This is a genomic window from Sphingomonas sp. BT-65, assembly GCF_026107375.2.
Taxonomy (GTDB): Bacteria; Pseudomonadota; Alphaproteobacteria; order Sphingomonadales; family Sphingomonadaceae; genus Sphingomonas.
Genome location: NZ_JAPCIA010000001.1, coordinates 1,172,663 through 1,188,949 on the forward strand (window position 1 = coordinate 1,172,663; position 16,287 = coordinate 1,188,949).

A 16,287-nucleotide genomic window follows, 5' to 3' on the forward strand; every position below is an offset into this window, starting at 1 on the left:
AGCAATAATATGATTGGACATCCCCGCGCCAGGGAGCGCACATGGTGAGGGATGAACATGTCGACGATCAACGGGGCTTTTCCGGTCTTGCCGACCATCTTCACCGACGAGGGTATGGTGGACGAAGCCGGGGTCCGCGCTGTCACCGATTGGGCACTCGATTGTGGTGTCGATGGCGTCGTCTTTCCCGGGCTTGCGAGCGAGTATGACCATCTCACGCTCGATGAGCGGCTACACCTGATCGGACTGATCGGCGAGCGCGTCGTGGGCCGTGCCGCGTTCGTGTGCGGCGCGGGCGGCAAGAGCGACGAAGAGAGCGAAGCGGTGATCGCCGCCGCGGCGCGCGCCGGTGCCAGCGCCGCGATGGTAGTGACCCCCGGTCGCGATGGCGTCGACAGGGACGGCCTTGCCGGCTTCTACCGACGGCTTACGGCCGCGGCGGACGTGCCGATCATGCTCCAGAACGCGCCGGCACCGATGGGCCTCGGCCTCTCCCCCGAGGCGGTGCTCGATATCGTGCGCGCAGCGCCGGGCATCCGTTATGTGAAGGAGGAGACCGTTCCCTGCGGTCAGCGCATCACTGCGTTGCGTGAGCAGGGCGAAGGACTGCTTGAGGGCGTGTTCGGGGGCGCCGGCGGCCGCTACATCACCGACGAGCTGGCACGCGGCGCGATCGGCACCATGCCTGCGGTCGAGATCGCGGATCTGCATGTCCAGCTCGTCGCGGCCCATCGCGCAGGCGATTGGGCGCGCGTGCGCTGGCTGTTTGAGCGCACGTTGCCATTGCTCAACATGCAGGCGATTTATCGCTGGCGGCTGACCAAGGAAGTGCTTCGCCGCCGCGGCCTGATCGCGAGCGCCTTCGTCCGTGCGCCGGGGCCGGCACTCGACAAGCACGACCTGCGCGAGCTCGACGAACTGCTCGAAAGCCTCGCAGACCTGTTGACGCCCACCGAGGCCATCGCCCAACGTCGCGCCGGCTGACCCGAGGAAGACACCGATGGACGACCGGATCGAACGCATCGAAGCCTTCGTGGTCACCATTCCACGCGACACGCCCTATCTCGGGCCGCTCGGCGCGGGCGAGCAGGTCAATACGCGCGGCTATTTCGTGCGCAAGTCCAATCGCACCATCTATCCGACGCAGGACCGTTCGGTGGTCGTCCGGGTCACCACGCGCAACGGCGTGGTCGGCTGGGGCGAGACCTATGGCCTCACCGCCCCGAAAGTGATCGGCACCTTCATCGATGACCTGATCGCGCCGATCGTCACCGGCCGCGACCCGTTCGACGTCGCGGTGCTGTGGGAGGACCTCTACGACATCCTGCGCGTGCGCGGCTATGGCGGGGGCTTCTACCTCGATGCGGTGGCCGCGGTGGACATCGCGCTGTGGGACATCTGCGGCCGCATCGCCGGCCTTCCGATCCGCAAGCTACTCGGTGGCGAGCGGCGCCAGTCGATCCCCGCCTACATCTCCGGGCTGCCGCGCGCGACGCTCGACGAGCGCGTGGCGCTGGCGAAGAACTTCGCCGACCAGGGCTTCACCGCGTTCAAGATCGCCGCGGCGGTGAGCTGGGACGGGCTCGACCGCGAACTCGGCGCGCTGCGCGAGGCGCTGGGTCCCGAGGCGCGGCTGATGGTCGATTTCCACTGGATGCACGGCCGCGGCGACGCCGCCCAGCTGATCCGGCGGCTCGAACGCCACGACCTCGCCTTCGCCGAAGCGCCGCTGAAGACCGAGGATGTGGCCGGGCTCGCTTATGTCGCGCGCTCGGTCACGACACCGATCGCTGCGGGCGAGGAGTGGCGCACGGTCTACGACGCCGAGCCGCGGCTCACCGCCGGCGCGGTCGCGATCGTCCAGCCCGAGATGGGCCATACCGGCATCACCCAGTTCATGCGTATCGCCCAGCTCGCAAGCGCGCACCACATTCCGACGATTCCGCACGCGACGATCGGAACCGGAATCTTCCTTGCCGCCAGCCTTCAGGCATCGGCGGCGATCCTCGATCTGCCGATGCACGAGTATCAGCATTCGATCTTCGACCGGAACGCGGCGCTGCTCGACGGCGCTCTGGCATGCGAGGCGGGCGCCTATCGCCTGCCCGAGGGACCGGGCCTGGGCGTGGCGCCGGGCGAGGGCCTCTGGAGCTACGCCGAGGCGATCTGAGCGACAGGACGCCCGGGCATCCATCCTAATTCCCCCGCCAGGGGGAGGTGGCGCGTGAAGCGCGGAGGGGGAGGAGGCACGCCGCCATCGTTCTGGCATCCGCCCCTCCGTCAGCCTGCGGCTGACACCTCTCCCTGGCGGGGGAGGATAGAAGCGATTCTCTGGCGTTGTCGGTGCCGATATTGCCTAGCGTCCCAGAACGCCGCGGCTCGTCTTGCGGCTTCCGTCCACGCGCTCGGCCGAAAGCTCGAAGTCGAAACCTCCGTTGCCCAGCCCCTCGACGGTGAACTCGAACGGATAAGCCGTGTCGGTCAGCCGCTGCTGCTTGCCTGAAGCGTCGCGATAGCTGAGCGTGACGCCGCGCACCTTGCTGTCGTCGTCGCGGCAATAGACGAACGCGCGTCGACCGAGACCGCCGAAGCCGAGCAGCGCACTGCGCGCGTCGCACGCGGCAAGCGCGACATGATCGTTGGGGATACGCTCGGCCTTGGCAAGCAGCTTCTTCTGAAAGGCGGCCTTGGGCTGCGCACCCTCGATCTTCAGCGCCGTGATCCCGCCCGCGGGAACCACGATCTCGAAACCTTCGGCTCCCTTGGATGCCGCCTCGCCCTCCGCTGAGAGCTTCACGATCCGGCCCGCCACCGATACACGCGCGGGGTCGAGCGTGACGCGGCTGCGCACCGGCTGCTGCGACTGGTTGGCGAAGGCGAGGTAGAGCGCGCCCCCACGATAGCCCGCGATATAGTTGAGCTCCACCGAGTCCGCGCGGACCAGCCCCCTGGGCATCCACAGCTGCACGCCTTGATCGTCGTAGAAGCGGCCCGGGCGATGCCCGTAGAAGCTGTTCTGCAGATAGGCATAGCCTTCGATATACTCGGCCGGGAAATCGATCTGACCGCGCGAACGGACGTGCGCGTCGCTCACCAGATAGTCGAGCAGCATCGTCGCCATCGGCCAGATATGGTTGTAGTGGAAGGAGTTGACGCTCAACTCCTCGTGGCGATGGAGCGGATAGTCGGCGCGCTCGTAGATGTTCGTCCGCGCGGTGTTGATGTGGTAGCCGGGGAAGCTGCGATAGCGCCCGATCGTCGCCGCCTTCGCAACCTGCTGGAGGAAGGCGTCCCCGGTCTCGGCGCCGATGCGCAGCATCCACGGTGCGTAATTGGCCATGAAGATGCCGCGGTGCCCGCTCGCCGTGCCCGAGGATTCGGGCGTGAGGCCGATCTCCGAGAGGCGCCAGGCCGGCACCTGTTCCTCGGGCGCGGTCATCGGCTTGAACCCCTTGGACTTGAGATACCAGTAGACCGGCGCCTTGCCGCCCGGATTGACCGTGACGTTTTCGTCGGGGATCCGCGGTGCCATCCAGGTGAACATGGTGTAGCGGCGCGCGGCGATGTGCGCAGCGTCGAGATAGCGCCGCTTCTTGGTCACCTCGTACAGCCGGAAGAGGTTGATGAAGTCCGGCACGAAGCCGGTCCAGAAGAACTGCGCCGAGCCGTCGAACGACTTCGACGGCGAATCCACGCGTTCCTTGAGATAAGCGTCGGCGCCCGCGACCGCGGCGTCGAGATAGCGCCTCTCGTCGGTCGCGAGATAGAGGTTGAGCGCATTCTGCCAACGGTCCCCCTGCTCGGCGACGTCGAGGTTGCGCACCCGCGTCGTGCCATAGGCCTCGCGCGCGAGATCGAGGAACAGCGGGTTGGCGCGGCCGAAGATGTTGTAGAGCGCGGTGAGCTCGGAGAGCGGCGCGGCCGGCCCCTTGAGCGCGCGCGACGGGTCCTGGATCTTCTGCTTGGGATCGAGGCTGAACAGGAATTTCTCGCGCGAAAGCTGATACTCGATCACCGGCGCCGCGCGCCCCTCGAACAGCTCGGGCCGGTCCGCGACCAGCGCCAATTCGAGCGGGTTGAGGCTGCTGACATTCTTCACCGCACCGGGCACGTCGGTCGAATAGGACGGCCCCTTCAGCTCGGCGATCCAGTTGGCATATTCGGTCAGCGAATAATCGACGATATTGTCGAACGCGGTGTTGAGCGAGGCGATCGAATTGTGGCGATAGTCGCGAAAGCCGTAGATGTCGCGGGCGAGCTTCTCATAGGTCCGGGTGATGTCGCTCGCGCGTTCGGCGACGGTGTAGAAGCTGAAGCTGGTGGTCTCGCCCGGCTTGAGCTGCGATCCCTTCCCGCCAATCACCGGCGCGAAGATTGTCGGCTGGGCGCGCCCGTCCTCGCCGCGCACCGCGATGCCGAAGCGGCTGTTGTCGGCGAGCGGCAGCGGCTGGAAGGGGAACTCCTCGGCCGCGGCGAGCGCGCCATAGACGCGGTCGCCCTTGCGGACGAGCGCGGTCGGCAGCGTCGCCTGATAGGCGAGCGTCAGGTAGCTGTTCGCCGGCATCCGGCGCTCCTGCCAGATCAGCGATTGCCAGACCTCGTCGGCCTTGGCTGCATCGTGCGCCGGCGCGCCGACATAGCCGACCGAAAAATAGCCCGGCCTCTTCGCCTTCAGCCGGTAACGGACGAGCGGGTATGGCTTGTCCTTGGTGACCACCTCCGCCTCGAGCGTGAAACGGGGGTCGTCGGGAAAGGCGAGCATCCAGCCCTGCGCGGTCCGCGTGACGCTGCTGGGCTTCAGGGAGATCCGTTCGCCGCTGTTGAAATAGTTCGCGGTGCGCGCTTCGGCCGAGGCATCGAGGATGCGATCGTCGAAGCCGTCGCCCTGCGTGGCTGCCGCGCGTTTCACGCCGGTCAGGTCGGCGCGCGCCGGATCCTGCGCAAGCCAGGTGGCGACATTGTAAGGCGTCCTGGGAATGCCCGCCGGACGCAATGCCATCTTCGGATCGGTCTCGCGGTAGAGCACGACGAACTCGAGCCCGAACTCGCCAAGCGGCGGTGTTTCGGCAACGGCATCGGTGCGCGGGCTCGCCTGGAGCGGGGTGGACGGGTGGAACATCGACACCGCGGCCACGCCCGCCGCCAACAGTCCCAGGTTACGCAGCATCACTTGCAATCCTCGGAAAAAAGCCGCGGCGCCACGGGGCGCCGCGGTAGAGGGGATGTTACTTGCCGAAGCGGACGCGCACGCCAGCGGTGAAGGTGCGCCCGCCGAGCCGGTAGGTTTGCGTCGCCTCCTCGAACACACTGTAGCGGCGGTTCGGCGTGTTGGTGAGGTTGGTCGCCTCGAGATAGAATTTCACATTCTTGTTGAGGTCGAAGTTCATCGACGCCGAGAGGCTGTCATAGGGACGATAATAGGTACCGCTGCCGCCAGACGAGATGCTGGAGAGATATTTGCTCCGCCAGTTCCAGGCGAGCCGCACGCCGATCGGCCCCTTCTCATAATAGCCGACGAGATTGACGTTGTATTTCGAAAGCCCCTGCAGCGGCAGATCCTCGCCGGTGCGCACGTCGGGGATACCGGTGCTGCTGTCGACATAGGTGAAGGTGGCATTGACCCCGAGCCCGTCGAGAGGACCCGGCAGGAAGCTCAGCGGCTGGCTCATCTGGGCCTCGAGGCCCTTGATCTTGCCGCCCTGGCCGTTGACCGTGCGGGTGATCGCGAAGAGGCCGTCGGGATTGTTCACCGGGTCCGGCGTGAAACCCGGAATCTCCTCAAAGAAGACACGCCGGTAGAGGAAGGTTTCGACGTCCTTGTAGAAAAGGGCGACCGAATAGATCGCGCCCTTTGTCGGATAGAATTCAAGCGAAGCGTCGAGAGAGTTGACGCGGAACGGCTCGAGAGCTGGATTGCCGGCCGTAGCGACGCCCGAGGATTCGACGACCGAAAAGGACGGCGTCAGGTCGGTGGTGTCGGCGCGCGCCATGCTGCGCGCGGCGCCCAGGCGGAGCAGCGTCCGCGGCGCCACCTCGAAGCGCAGCGACGCACTCGGCAGCCAGTCGTCATAGCGCACGAACTGGTTGTTGGGGCGCACGCTGTCGGGATCGTAGCGGACGCCGGCCCAGCCGAATGCGTCGACCTCGTTGCGCACATAGCGCAGCCCGACATTGCCCGAGAAGGGAATGCCGAACAGCGACGAGCGGAAATCGGCCTGGCCATAGGCCGCGTAGGTGGTCTCGACGAGCCGGTAGGACGAGGTCGGATCGAACAATTGGGGCTCGCACGTCGCCACGATCGCCTCGCACACATAGTCCGAGGTCCCGAGCGGCACGCCGGTCATGTAGGCGCGCGGGAAATTCCCCTCCACGCCCTCCAGGAAGTCGGGATATTCCGCGACGCGCCAGTTGCCCGGAAAGTTGGTCACCGGCGCCGAGGTGCCCGAGAAGATGACCTGATTGCGATAGGTGCCGCGATCGGAATCGACCCGGTTGTAGCGCACACCCAGCTTCACGTTGCGCAGGAAGCCGTCCAGTTCCTGGACGACATCGAGCTTCCCCGACACCTCCTTTGACGCATAGTCGAAGAAATTGTCGAACGAGGTGTTGAACACGAAGTTCGCCGGATTGGTGAGATCGAGGCCGTTGGGGAAGGTGACCGCCGGCACCAGCGCGTCGCGGAAATCGAAGGCGACGACCTGCTGGGTGCGCGTTTTGGTACTCAGATAGGACTGGGTATAGTCCTGACTCGCCTCGGAATAGGCGAACTCGCCCGAGATCGTCAGCCGGTCGGTCACGTCCCAGCTGCCGCCCACCGCGCCCGAATAGATGTTGGTGGGGAGTTGGATGACCTCGCCATTCCCCTGGATGTTGGTCGCGCGGAAGGTGCCGGCGATCAGGTTCTCATTCTCATCGACTGTGAGCTGGGTATAGGCGCTCCCGGTGGGCTGCAGGGGGATGGCGAGCCAGTTTCGGTCGCGCACGGTATTGGCGCGCGCATAGAGGAAATCGAAATAGCCACGGAACCGCGATGACGGCGTCCAGTTGACGCTCGCCACGAGGCCAAGCTTTTCGCGCTCTTCCTCAAGGACCTGGAACCGCAAGTCGTTGATCCAGTGAACCGGCGATCCGTCGCCGTTCGGGTCGAGTGGAATGCCCGCGGGATTGTTGTTGAAACGGCTGTCGAACGGCCGGAAGCCCGTGGCGCTGTCGAACGAATCAGTGCGGATATTGAGCTTCTGATAGTTGATGCCGAACGACACGCCGAGCGTGCCGTCGAACAGCGACTTGGAGACCAGCGCGGTGCCGCGCCCGGAGAATTTGCCCGACTTGTCCTTGTAGACACCCTCCACCGAGGCGCCGAAGAAGAACGGCCGGCTGGCCGAAGGCCGGCGCGTCATGATGTTGACGGTACCACCGATCGAACCCTCGATGTTCGACGCAGCTGGCGATTTGGTCACGTCCATCCGCCCCACGAGTTCGGACGGGATCAGCGTCATCACGCTATAGGCGCCTTCGTCTGGACCGTCGGGGCCGCGGCCATAGGGGCTGACGAGCGTGCGGCCATTGAATTCGAGCCGGTTCTGGCGAAGGCCGCGGATCGAGATCTCCTTGGCCTCGTCGATGCCCTGCTCGACCTGCACGCCGGAGACGCGCGAGAGCGATTCGGCGACGTTGCGGTCGGGGAGCTTGCCGATGTCCTCGGCGACGATCGAATCGACGATCTGGTCGGAATTGCGCTTGATGTCGATGCTCTGGGCAAGGCTCTCGCGGATACCCGTGACGATAACTTCTTCGGCGCCTTCGCCAGCAGCCGGCGCTGGCGTCGAGGTGCCATCTTGCTGCCGCGGCGCTGTCGCGACCTGACCAGGCTGCGCCGCGGTCTGAGCATAGCACAACGTTGAGGTCGAGCTCAGCGCCAGCCCAAAGACATTCAAAGCGATTACGCGGCCTTTAGCCATTTCAGCCTCCCCAATTGCAGCGATTACCCGCCACTTGAAGTGCATAATGTTGCTAATTTAGCCATCTGTCAATTGAGCATGAGTGAAGGGTGGGCAACGCTGCTTTCAAGGGGCCTCTGGCTATGCAACAGCGCTCCGGCTCTGCGCGGCACCTGCGCCGAGATCGCTACAGCCTGGGATTATTTGTGACTAATATAGCACCCATGGGCGTGGAGCGAAATACTCGGAGCACAGCCCCAGCCTCATTGGCCCACAGCGCGATATATTGCGATGCGCCGCCGCGTTGATCCGCAGCGCACCCTAGCCTTCAAGGCTTGACAGGCTGTCAGCCATTGCCAAGCGGCGCACACTGATCAGACCGAGCAACATTTCCAGCTGGCGCGCGGCGGTCTTAGTGACAGGAGGCTGAAGCCTGACGCGGCCCGCCAAGTGCAGCATGGCAAGACCGTGAAGCGCAGCCCAGATCACATGCCCGATCCCGTTCAGCTCGGCATCGTCCGCGCCGGGGTTCAGCCGCCGCAGCAGATCAATGAGCAGCTGCCAGCTGAGGGCATTCTGCAGCGCCCCCTCGGGCCGGAACTCGATATCGCCCAGCCATTCGTCGAACATCAGGCGATATTCGTGCTCGTTGGCGATCGCGAATTCGAGATAGGCCACGCCCGCGCCGTAGAGTTGCGCACGCGGTTCGCCGCTAGTCTCGGTGCCGGCGCGGAGCGCGTCGGTGAAACGCGTCGAGATCTCCGACTTGAGGTCGCGGAACAGTTCTTCCTTGTCGGCATAATAGCGATAGGCGGTCATCGGACTGATGTTCAGCGATGCCGCAAGCCCACGCATCGACACATTCCGCGCGCCCCGTTCGCGCAGCTCGCGAAGCGCCGCCGCGCGCAACACTTCGCGTGCCTGGTCGTGCCCGGCGGCGGCTGCCCATCGCGCGCCCAGTTCGCACCCGGCGCTCAATGCCCGAACGTCTCGCGCACGGTCTGCGAATAGGGCTTGGAGACCGGGACGGTCAGCCCGTTGTGCAGCTCAATCCGCAATGTCCTGCCCGCGCGGCCGCCGGCCTTTACCGCGGCATGCGCGACCCACCAGGACCGGTGGACCCGCAGCCCCCGTTCCCCCAACGCCGCCACGGCATCGCCCATGCGCATCAACACCATCGCCGAACCACGGGCGGTATGGATGCGAACATAATGGTCCTCCATCTGCAGGCAGAGGATCGGCCCGCGCAGATGCAGGGGCAGCCGCTCCTGCAGCGCGTCGACGACCGGCTCCGCGATGCGCGGCTCGGCGACGGGCACCTCCGCATCCGTGACGAAACGGTGGATGCGCGGCCGCCGCCCGATCATTGCGATCGAGACGAGCGTCATGCCGGCCCCGACCAGCAGCGTCTTGGGATAGAGGTGCAGGACCTTGTGCCAGGCAGGCGTGACGTGGAACAGCGCCTGGATGGCCGGGGCGACCGCCAGCAGCATCGGAAACGTGGCAAGCATCAGCTTCACCGCCAGCCGTTGCGACCAGGAGAGATGCCGGGCGAGCGGGCTGCGGTCGACCAACGCCTCCACGACCATCATCAATACGCACCAAACCGCACAAAGACCGATCCAGAAGCCGAGGCGCTGCAGCGGTTCGCTCTGATAGGTATGGAACGGGCCCCATAGAGCGAGCAGGAAGCCGCAGGCGACGGCGAGTCCCACCTCGGCCCAGAAACGCTCGGCCCATCGGGGCACTGGCAAAACCGCGAAATCACGCATGACCAACCTCCCGCGAACTCGTTTACACTGTAAATTCACGAAGTCGCCGACGCAACCGCGTAGTTGCGCTCGCGGCGCGATCCGGCCCCCCGATAGCGGACGGCACCCCCATGTTCGCCCGGAGTTGCCCGATGCCCGACAAGATGCTGCCGCCGCTGATGCCGATCGTCCTGCTCCTGCTGCCTGCTCCCGCGCTGGCGCAGGCGGCCGATGAAACCGCTCCGCCCGAGGAGGAAGGCTGGTCCGGATTCGTCGCGATCGGACCCGCGCTCGCGCCGCGCTTCGAAGGTTCGGACGAATATCGGCTGGTTCCGTTCGCGATCGGCACGGTACGCAACGGCGGCGTGTCGGTGGATCTCCGGGGATCGCAGCTCCGCGCCGATATCGTGCCTGCAGATCGGCTCGCGCTCGGCCCGCTCGTCAACGTCCGCCTCGGGCGCGATAGCGACGCGGGTGGCCGCGTCGGCGTACTCGACGAGATCGATGCGGCGGTCGAGCTCGGCGGCTTCGTCGGCATCCGGCTGGGCGGCGACCGCACGGGACAGGGCCAGCTCCAGCTCGATCTGACGGCGATCGCCGATGTCTCGGGAACGCATGACGGCGTGCTGGTCACCGGCGGCGTCACCTATCTCGCCTTGCGGACGCAGCGCTTCTCGCTCGCGCTCGACACCCAGGCGACCTGGGGCGACGGCGCCTATACGCGGACCTATTTCGGGATCACCCCGGGCGAAGCGACGCGCTCTGGTCTCGCAGCCTATGACCCCGGCGCTTCGCTGCGCGATGCCGGGGCAGGCGTGACGATCGGTTATCAGTTCGACCGGCGCTGGGGGCTGCTCGGCCGCCTCGGCTGGAGCTATTTGCTCGGCGACGCCGCCGACAGTCCGATCGTGCGCGACGAGGGTTCCCGCCATCAGGGCGTTGCCGGACTCGCGCTCTCGTACCGCTTCTAGCGCCGTGCCGGCCGATGCGCTGGTGGCAGCGGCTCCTGCTCGGTCTCGCCGGGCTCGCCCTGATCGCCTGCGGCATCGGCTGGACCTGCTCCTGCTCCGACATGCCAAGCGCACAAAGGGACGCCGACCACCAATGACCTTCTTCAGGCAAATCCCGCTGGTGACGTGCGCGCTGCTGCTTGCCGGCTGCGGCGCCGCGCAACCTCCCGCAACCGAGCCCGAGCCCCTCCCGGTGGAAGTGGTCGCCGCGAACCCGCAAGGCGATGCCGGCGCGATATCGGCGGTCGGGCGGATCGCGCACCAGCGCGAGATGACGCTGGCGTTCCGCGTCGCGGGAACGCTCGCACGGCTGGACGCCGATATCGGCGATCGGGTGGGGCGGGGCCAGGCGCTCGCCGCGCTCGATGCGCGCGATCTCGTGGCGCGCGTGGCGCAGGCCGAAGGCGATGTCCGCCGCTCCGAGCGGGCCGCGGCTCGCTATGCAGTGCTGAGCGAGAGCGGCGCGGTGGCGCGTGCCCGCTATGACGATGAACGCACAGCGCTCGACCAGGCGCGGGCGGCACTGCGCGCTGCCGCGTTCGATCGCGACTCCGCGCAGTTGCGTGCCCCGGCCGCGGGTGTGGTTCTGGAGCGCATCGCCCAGGCCGGCGAGACCGTGTCGCCCGGCCAGGCGGTCCTGCGCATCGCCGACACCGCCAGTCCCTTGCTGGTACGCCTGCCGGTGCCCGAGGGGCAGCTTGTCCGCGTCCGGTCCGGCGCGGCCGCGCGCCTGACAGCCGGGGACCGGATCGTCACCGGCACGGTGAGCCGCATCGGGGCACAGGTCGATGCCCGCACCGGCACCGCCGAAGTCGAGATCCGGCTCTCCGATGCCCGCGGGCTGGTCAGCGGCATGACCGGCACCGTCGAGATCGACGCCCCGGCCGCGGGTGGCGCGGGCATCGCCGCCATTCCGGCCGAGGCGGTGCTGGAGGCGAAGGGCAGCCAGGCCGCGCTGTTCCTGCTCGATCGCCAGACGCAGCGCGCGCGGCGGCGGATCGTGCGCTTCGTCGGCTTCACCGGTGACGAGGCGTTGGTCGCGGGGCTGCCCGCGGGCGCGCAGGTCATCACCTCCGGCGCGGGCTTCGCCGCCGACGGGCAGCGCGTACGCGTGACCGGAGGTGTGCGTTGATGCGCTTCAATCCCGCTACCTTCTTTGTCCGGCGCTGGCAGTTCACGCTGGTGCTGTTCGCGCTGTGCGCGCTGCTCGGCCTCAACGCCTTTTCGGCGATCCCGCGCACGGAGGACCCGCAATTTCCCTCGCCCTTCATGACCGTGCGCACGGTCATGCCCGGCGCGACCCCGGCGGAGATGGAACAGCTCGTCTCCAAGCCGATCGAAGACGCGCTCGACGCGCTCGACGATGTCGAGGAGGTGCGCTCGACCAGTGCCGACGGCAGCTCGCAGGTGCGCGTCGAGTTCACCTGGGGCACCAATTCCGACCGCAAATATGACGAGGTGGTGCGCGAGGTGAATGCGCTCCGTTCGCGCCTGCCCGCCGGCGTGACGCGGATGGACGTTCAGCGCGCGCGCACGATCGAGGTTTCGATCATGCAGGTCGCGCTGGTGAGCGAGCACTTGCCCATGCGTCGGTTGGAGAAGACCGCGGACCGGCTGCGCGAAGCGATCCAGCGCGTTCCGGGCGTGCGCGACGCACGCTATTGGGGCGTGCCGCCTTCGGAGATGCGCGTCGCGCTCGATCTCGGGAAACTGGCGCAACTGAGACTGCCAGCGAGCGCGGTCGCCGACGCGCTTGCCCGGGCGGGGGTGGAAGCGCCGGTCGGCGCGGTCCATGCCGGCGACCGGCGGCTGACCGTGCGCCAGGGCGGCGCGTTCGACAGCATCGCCGCGGTCCAGGCCGTGCCGGTGGCGAGCCTCAACAGCCGGGTGGTGCATGTGCGCGACGTGGCCGAGGTCTCGTGGAACACCGCCGAACTCGAGCACATCACGCGCTTCGGCGGCAAGCGAGCCGTGCTGGTCTCAGCCAACCAGAAGGAAGGCGGCGACGTCACTGCGATCACCCGCGACCTGCGTGCGACGCTCGACGCATTCGAGAAGACCCTGCCCGCCGGGGTGAAGCTCGAGCGGGCCTTCTTCCAGGCCGATAATGTCAGCCATCGCCTCGGCGGCCTCACGCGCGATTTCGTGCTGGCGCTGCTGATCGTCGCCGTCACGCTGCTTCCGCTCGGCTGGCGCGCAGCGGGCGTGGTGATGGTGTCGATCCCGCTTTCGCTGCTGATGGGACTGGCGCTGATCCATGCCCTCGGCTTCAGCCTCAACCAGCTCTCGATCGCCGGCTTCGTGCTCTCGCTCGGTCTGCTGGTCGACGATTCGATTGTGGTGACCGAGAATATCGCCCGGCGCCTGCGCGAAGGCGAGGACCGGCTGACCGCCGCAGTGCAGGGCACCGGCCAGATTGCGCTGGCGGTGATCGGCTGCACCGGCTGCCTCATGCTCGCCTTCCTGCCGCTGATGATGCTGCCCGAGGGGTCGGGCGCCTTCATCCGCGCGCTGCCGGTGACCGTGCTGGCGACGGTGGCGGCGTCCTTCGTCGTGTCGATGACGGTCATCCCCTTCGTCGCCAGCCGCCTGCTCTCGCGCCACGAGGATCACGACGGCAACCGCCTGCTGCGCGCGATCAATCAGGGCATCCACCGCCTCTACCGCCCGGTGCTCCACTACGGCCTGGAGCGTCCGTGGCGCGCACTGGCGGTGATCCTGGCGCTATGCCTGCTCACCGTGCCGCTGCTGGGCGCGATCGGCAGCAGCCTGTTCCCGCCCGCCGAGACCCCGCAGTTTCTGGTGCGCGTGGAAACGCCCGAGGGCACCGCGCTGGCCGCCACTGACCGCGCCGTCGCCCATGTCGAGCGCCGGCTGGCGCGCGAGCCGGGCATCGCCTGGTATGCCGCCAATAGCGGCCGGGGCAATCCGCAGCTCTATTACAATGTCGGCCAGCAGGAGCCGGCGCCCAATTTCGGCGAGGTGGCGGCTGCCTTTCCCGTCTGGCACGCGGGTGAGAGTGACGCCAAGATAGAGCAGCTGCGCCGCGAGTTCGCCGCCTATGCAGGCGCCAAGATCAGCGTTCTCGTCTTCGAACAGGGCGCCCAGACCGAGGCGCCGGTGGCGATCCGCATCAGCGGGCCCGAGCTGGCCACGCTGAAGACGCTCGCGCGCACCGCTGAAACGGCACTCGCCGCCACGCCCGGCGTGCGCGACGTGGGCAATCCGCTGCAGCTCGACCGCACCGACCTGTCGCTTGGCATCGACGACGACAAGGCGGCGGCGCTCGGCGTTGCGGCGGGCGATGCACGGCGCGTCACCCGGCTGGCGCTGAGCGGCGAACCCGCCGCGCGGTTCCGCGACGCCGACGGCGACGACTATCCGGTGATGGTGCGCCTGCCGATGGAGACGCGCAACGAGCTCGCCGTGCTCGACCGGATCTATGCCCCGGGCCGTGACGGCGCTGCCGTTCCGCTTTCCGCCATCGCCAAACCCTCGCCCCAAGGCGGGCCTGCCCGGATCGACCGGCTCAACCGCGACCGCACGGTCACCGTCACCGCCTATGTCCGCCCCGGCTTTCTCACTTCCCGCGTCACGGCGGATGGCGTCGCACATGTCCTGCAGGCACTCAGCCTGCCGCCCGGCTACCGCCTGTCGATCGGCGGCGAGGCCGAGGCCCAGTCGCGCAGCTTCGCGGGGCTTGGAGCCGCGATCGTAATCGCGGTGCTCGGAATCCTCGCGGTGCTGGTGCTCGAATTCGGCCGCTTCCGCACCGTTGCCGTGGTGGCGGGAATCATCCCGCTCGGGCTGCTCGGCGCCGTCGCCGCGCTGTGGGTGACCGGCTACTCGCTGTCCTTCACCGCCACGATCGGGCTGGTTGCGCTGATCGGGATCGAGATCAAGAACTCGATCCTGCTCGTCGACTTCACCGAGCAGCTTCGTGCCGAGGGAATGCGCGTCCGCGAGGCGATCGAGCGGGCAGGCGAGGTGCGCTTCCTGCCCGTGCTGCTCACCTCGGTCACCGCGATCGGCGGGTTGCTGCCGCTCGCGATCGAGGGGTCGGGTCTCTACTCGCCGCTGGCGATCGCGATCATCGGCGGCCTCGTCTCCTCCACCATCCTGTCCCGCATCGCCACACCGGTCATGTACCTGCTGCTCGCCGGCCGAGACGAGGAGAAACCGGCATGATCCGCCATATTGGCCTGCTGTTCCTGCTGCCGCTCGCGGCCTGCACCGCCGGCAGCGACTATCGCCCGCCCGCGATCACCACCGCGCCGGCGTGGCGCGGCCCGCCCTCCGTACCGCCTGGCGCGGAAGGGCCTTGGTGGAAGGGCTTTCGCGATCCGGACCTCGACCGCCTGATCGAGATCGCGCTCGCCCAGAATCTCGACATCGAACAAGCACTTGCGCGCGTCGATCAGGCCCGCGCGGCGCTGCGTGCCGCCGGCGTCGCGCGATTGCCCGGCGGCGCGATCGAGGCGAGCGCCGCGCGCACCCGCCAGTCGACCGAGACCGGGCTAGGTCAGCTTGTCGGACTGGCTCCGGGGATCGATCGCGGCGTGAGCCAATTCGATCTCTCCGCAGGCGCGAGCTGGGAGCTGGACCTTGCCGGCGGCCTGCGCCGCGGGCGCGAGGCGGCCGCCTATGAGTATGAGGCGGCCGAGGCAACCGGCGCGGCGATCCGGCTGACCGTCGCGGGTGAAGTTGCCGATGCCTATGCCCAGCTCCGCGCGTTCCAGGCGCAGCTCGCGATCGCGCGCGTTCAGGCCGATTCCGCCAGCAAGCTCGCACAGCTGGTTGGGCAGCGGCTCGCGTTGGGGGACGCCTCGCGCCGCGAGGCCGAGCAGGCCACCGCAGCGGCCGAAGGCGCCCGCGCGGCGATTGCGCCGCTCGATGCCGGGATCGAGGCGCAGCTCAACCGCCTTGCCGTTCTACTCGGCCGGGAGCCGCAGGCTGACCGGCTTGGGCTGGAGGCGCCGATGCCCGTCCCGCAAGCGGCGCTGGCCGGTGCGGGAGCGCCCGCCCAGCTACTGCGCCGCCGGCCGGACCTGGTCGCGGCCGAACGAAGGCTGGCGGCGTCGCACGCGCGGATCGGCGTCGCACTCGCCGAATATTATCCGCGCCTGTCGCTCTCCGCGCTGCTCGGATTCCGGTCGAATGCTGCCTCGAACCTGCTCAGCGACGGCGCCAATATGATCCAGGGTGCTGCCGGCCTGCGTTGGCGGCTGTTCGACTTCCCCCGCATCGATGCCGAGGTCGCCCGGGCGCGCGGTGTCGAGCGTGAAGCGATCGCGGCCTATCGTCAGGCGGCGCTGCGCGCGGCCGAAGAGGTCGAGACCAGCTTCGCCGCCTTTGCCCAGAACCGCGCCCGCACCGAACTGCTTTCTCGCCAAGTGGCCGCGCAACAGCGCGCTCGAAACCTCGCCAGGGCTGCCTGGCAGGCGGGCGAAATCAGCTTGATCGATCTGATCCAGGAAGATGACAGGTTGCTCGCCGCCCGCACCGCCCTAGCCGGCGCCGAAGCCGAGGCCGCACGCAGCCTGATCGCTTTCCACCGGGCATTGGGGGGCTAAGGTTGTCGGCGCT

The 16,287-nt window shown here is 67.7% G+C and carries 10 protein-coding genes; 6 read left to right on the forward strand and 4 right to left on the reverse strand.

Annotated features, from left to right (window positions below):
* The first annotated feature begins 57 nt into the window (after window positions 1-57).
* Together OK349_RS05700 and OK349_RS05705 are read left to right on the forward strand one after the other, a co-directional pair.
* The gene (locus OK349_RS05700; protein ID WP_265116852.1) at window positions 58-984 is read left to right on the forward strand and encodes a dihydrodipicolinate synthase family protein; all 927 of its coding nucleotides are present in this window, start codon (window positions 58-60) and stop codon (window positions 982-984) included.
* A 16-nt stretch (window positions 985-1,000) separates the two neighbouring features.
* Complete coding sequence (locus tag OK349_RS05705) at window positions 1,001-2,170, forward strand: mandelate racemase/muconate lactonizing enzyme family protein (RefSeq protein ID WP_265116853.1); 1,170 nt, start codon at window positions 1,001-1,003, stop codon at window positions 2,168-2,170.
* Between the two features lie 186 nt (window positions 2,171-2,356).
* Here the strand turns inward: OK349_RS05705 and OK349_RS05710 are convergent, their stop codons facing one another.
* From OK349_RS05710 to OK349_RS05725, 4 genes are all read right to left on the reverse strand, one after another.
* Window positions 2,357-5,167 (reverse strand): hypothetical protein, encoded by a 2,811-nt coding sequence (locus OK349_RS05710; protein ID WP_265116854.1) that lies wholly within the window; start codon window positions 5,165-5,167, stop codon window positions 2,357-2,359.
* A gap of 58 nt (window positions 5,168-5,225) precedes the next feature.
* Window positions 5,226-7,961: a TonB-dependent receptor gene (locus OK349_RS05715; RefSeq protein WP_265116855.1), complete on the reverse strand. Its 2,736-nt coding sequence runs from the start codon at window positions 7,959-7,961 to the stop codon at window positions 5,226-5,228.
* Between the two features lie 300 nt (window positions 7,962-8,261).
* The gene (locus OK349_RS05720; protein ID WP_265116856.1) at window positions 8,262-8,849 is read right to left on the reverse strand and encodes a TetR/AcrR family transcriptional regulator; all 588 of its coding nucleotides are present in this window, start codon (window positions 8,847-8,849) and stop codon (window positions 8,262-8,264) included.
* Window positions 8,850-8,914: 65 nt separating this feature from the next.
* On the reverse strand, window positions 8,915-9,712 hold the full coding sequence (locus tag OK349_RS05725; protein WP_265116857.1) for a LytTR family DNA-binding domain-containing protein: 798 nt from the start codon (window positions 9,710-9,712) through the stop codon (window positions 8,915-8,917).
* 131 nt (window positions 9,713-9,843) lie between these two features.
* Between OK349_RS05725 and OK349_RS05730 the strand changes: the two genes are divergently transcribed.
* The 4 genes from OK349_RS05730 to OK349_RS05745 all read left to right on the forward strand — a co-directional run bounded on the left by OK349_RS05730 (window position 9,844) and on the right by OK349_RS05745 (window position 16,274).
* Entirely contained in the window at window positions 9,844-10,662 is an 819-nt protein-coding gene (locus OK349_RS05730) for a MipA/OmpV family protein (protein WP_265116858.1), read from the forward strand.
* 133 nt (window positions 10,663-10,795) lie between these two features.
* Window positions 10,796-11,833, forward strand: coding sequence for an efflux RND transporter periplasmic adaptor subunit (locus tag OK349_RS05735; protein WP_265116859.1), 1,038 nt, complete (start codon window positions 10,796-10,798; stop codon window positions 11,831-11,833).
* Window positions 11,833-14,889, forward strand: a complete 3,057-nt coding sequence (locus OK349_RS05740; protein WP_265116860.1) for an efflux RND transporter permease subunit — start codon at window positions 11,833-11,835, stop codon at window positions 14,887-14,889. Before OK349_RS05735 ends, OK349_RS05740 begins: the two co-directional genes overlap by 1 nt.
* Window positions 14,886-16,274, forward strand: coding sequence for an efflux transporter outer membrane subunit (locus OK349_RS05745; protein WP_265116861.1), 1,389 nt, complete (start codon window positions 14,886-14,888; stop codon window positions 16,272-16,274). The genes OK349_RS05740 and OK349_RS05745 overlap by 4 nt, the downstream gene beginning before the upstream one ends.
* Window positions 16,275-16,287: the final 13 nt, after the last annotated feature.

Bases quoted from the DNA above. Each gene is read 5' to 3' on its own strand.
- OK349_RS05745 (WP_265116861.1), top strand. From the start codon at position 14,886: ATGATCCGCCATATTGGCCTGCTGTTCCTGCTGCCGCTCGCGGCCTGC.
- OK349_RS05730 (WP_265116858.1), top strand. From the start codon at position 9,844: ATGCCCGACAAGATGCTGCCGCCGCTGATGCCGATCGTCCTGCTCCTG.
- OK349_RS05705 (WP_265116853.1), top strand. From the start codon at position 1,001: ATGGACGACCGGATCGAACGCATCGAAGCCTTCGTGGTCACCATTCCA.
- OK349_RS05735 (WP_265116859.1), top strand. From the start codon at position 10,796: ATGACCTTCTTCAGGCAAATCCCGCTGGTGACGTGCGCGCTGCTGCTT.
- OK349_RS05700 (WP_265116852.1), top strand. From the start codon at position 58: ATGTCGACGATCAACGGGGCTTTTCCGGTCTTGCCGACCATCTTCACC.
- OK349_RS05740 (WP_265116860.1), top strand. From the start codon at position 11,833: ATGCGCTTCAATCCCGCTACCTTCTTTGTCCGGCGCTGGCAGTTCACG.
- OK349_RS05710 (WP_265116854.1), bottom strand. From the start codon at position 5,167: ATGCTGCGTAACCTGGGACTGTTGGCGGCGGGCGTGGCCGCGGTGTCG.
- OK349_RS05725 (WP_265116857.1), bottom strand. From the start codon at position 9,712: ATGCGTGATTTCGCGGTTTTGCCAGTGCCCCGATGGGCCGAGCGTTTC.
- OK349_RS05715 (WP_265116855.1), bottom strand. From the start codon at position 7,961: ATGGCTAAAGGCCGCGTAATCGCTTTGAATGTCTTTGGGCTGGCGCTG.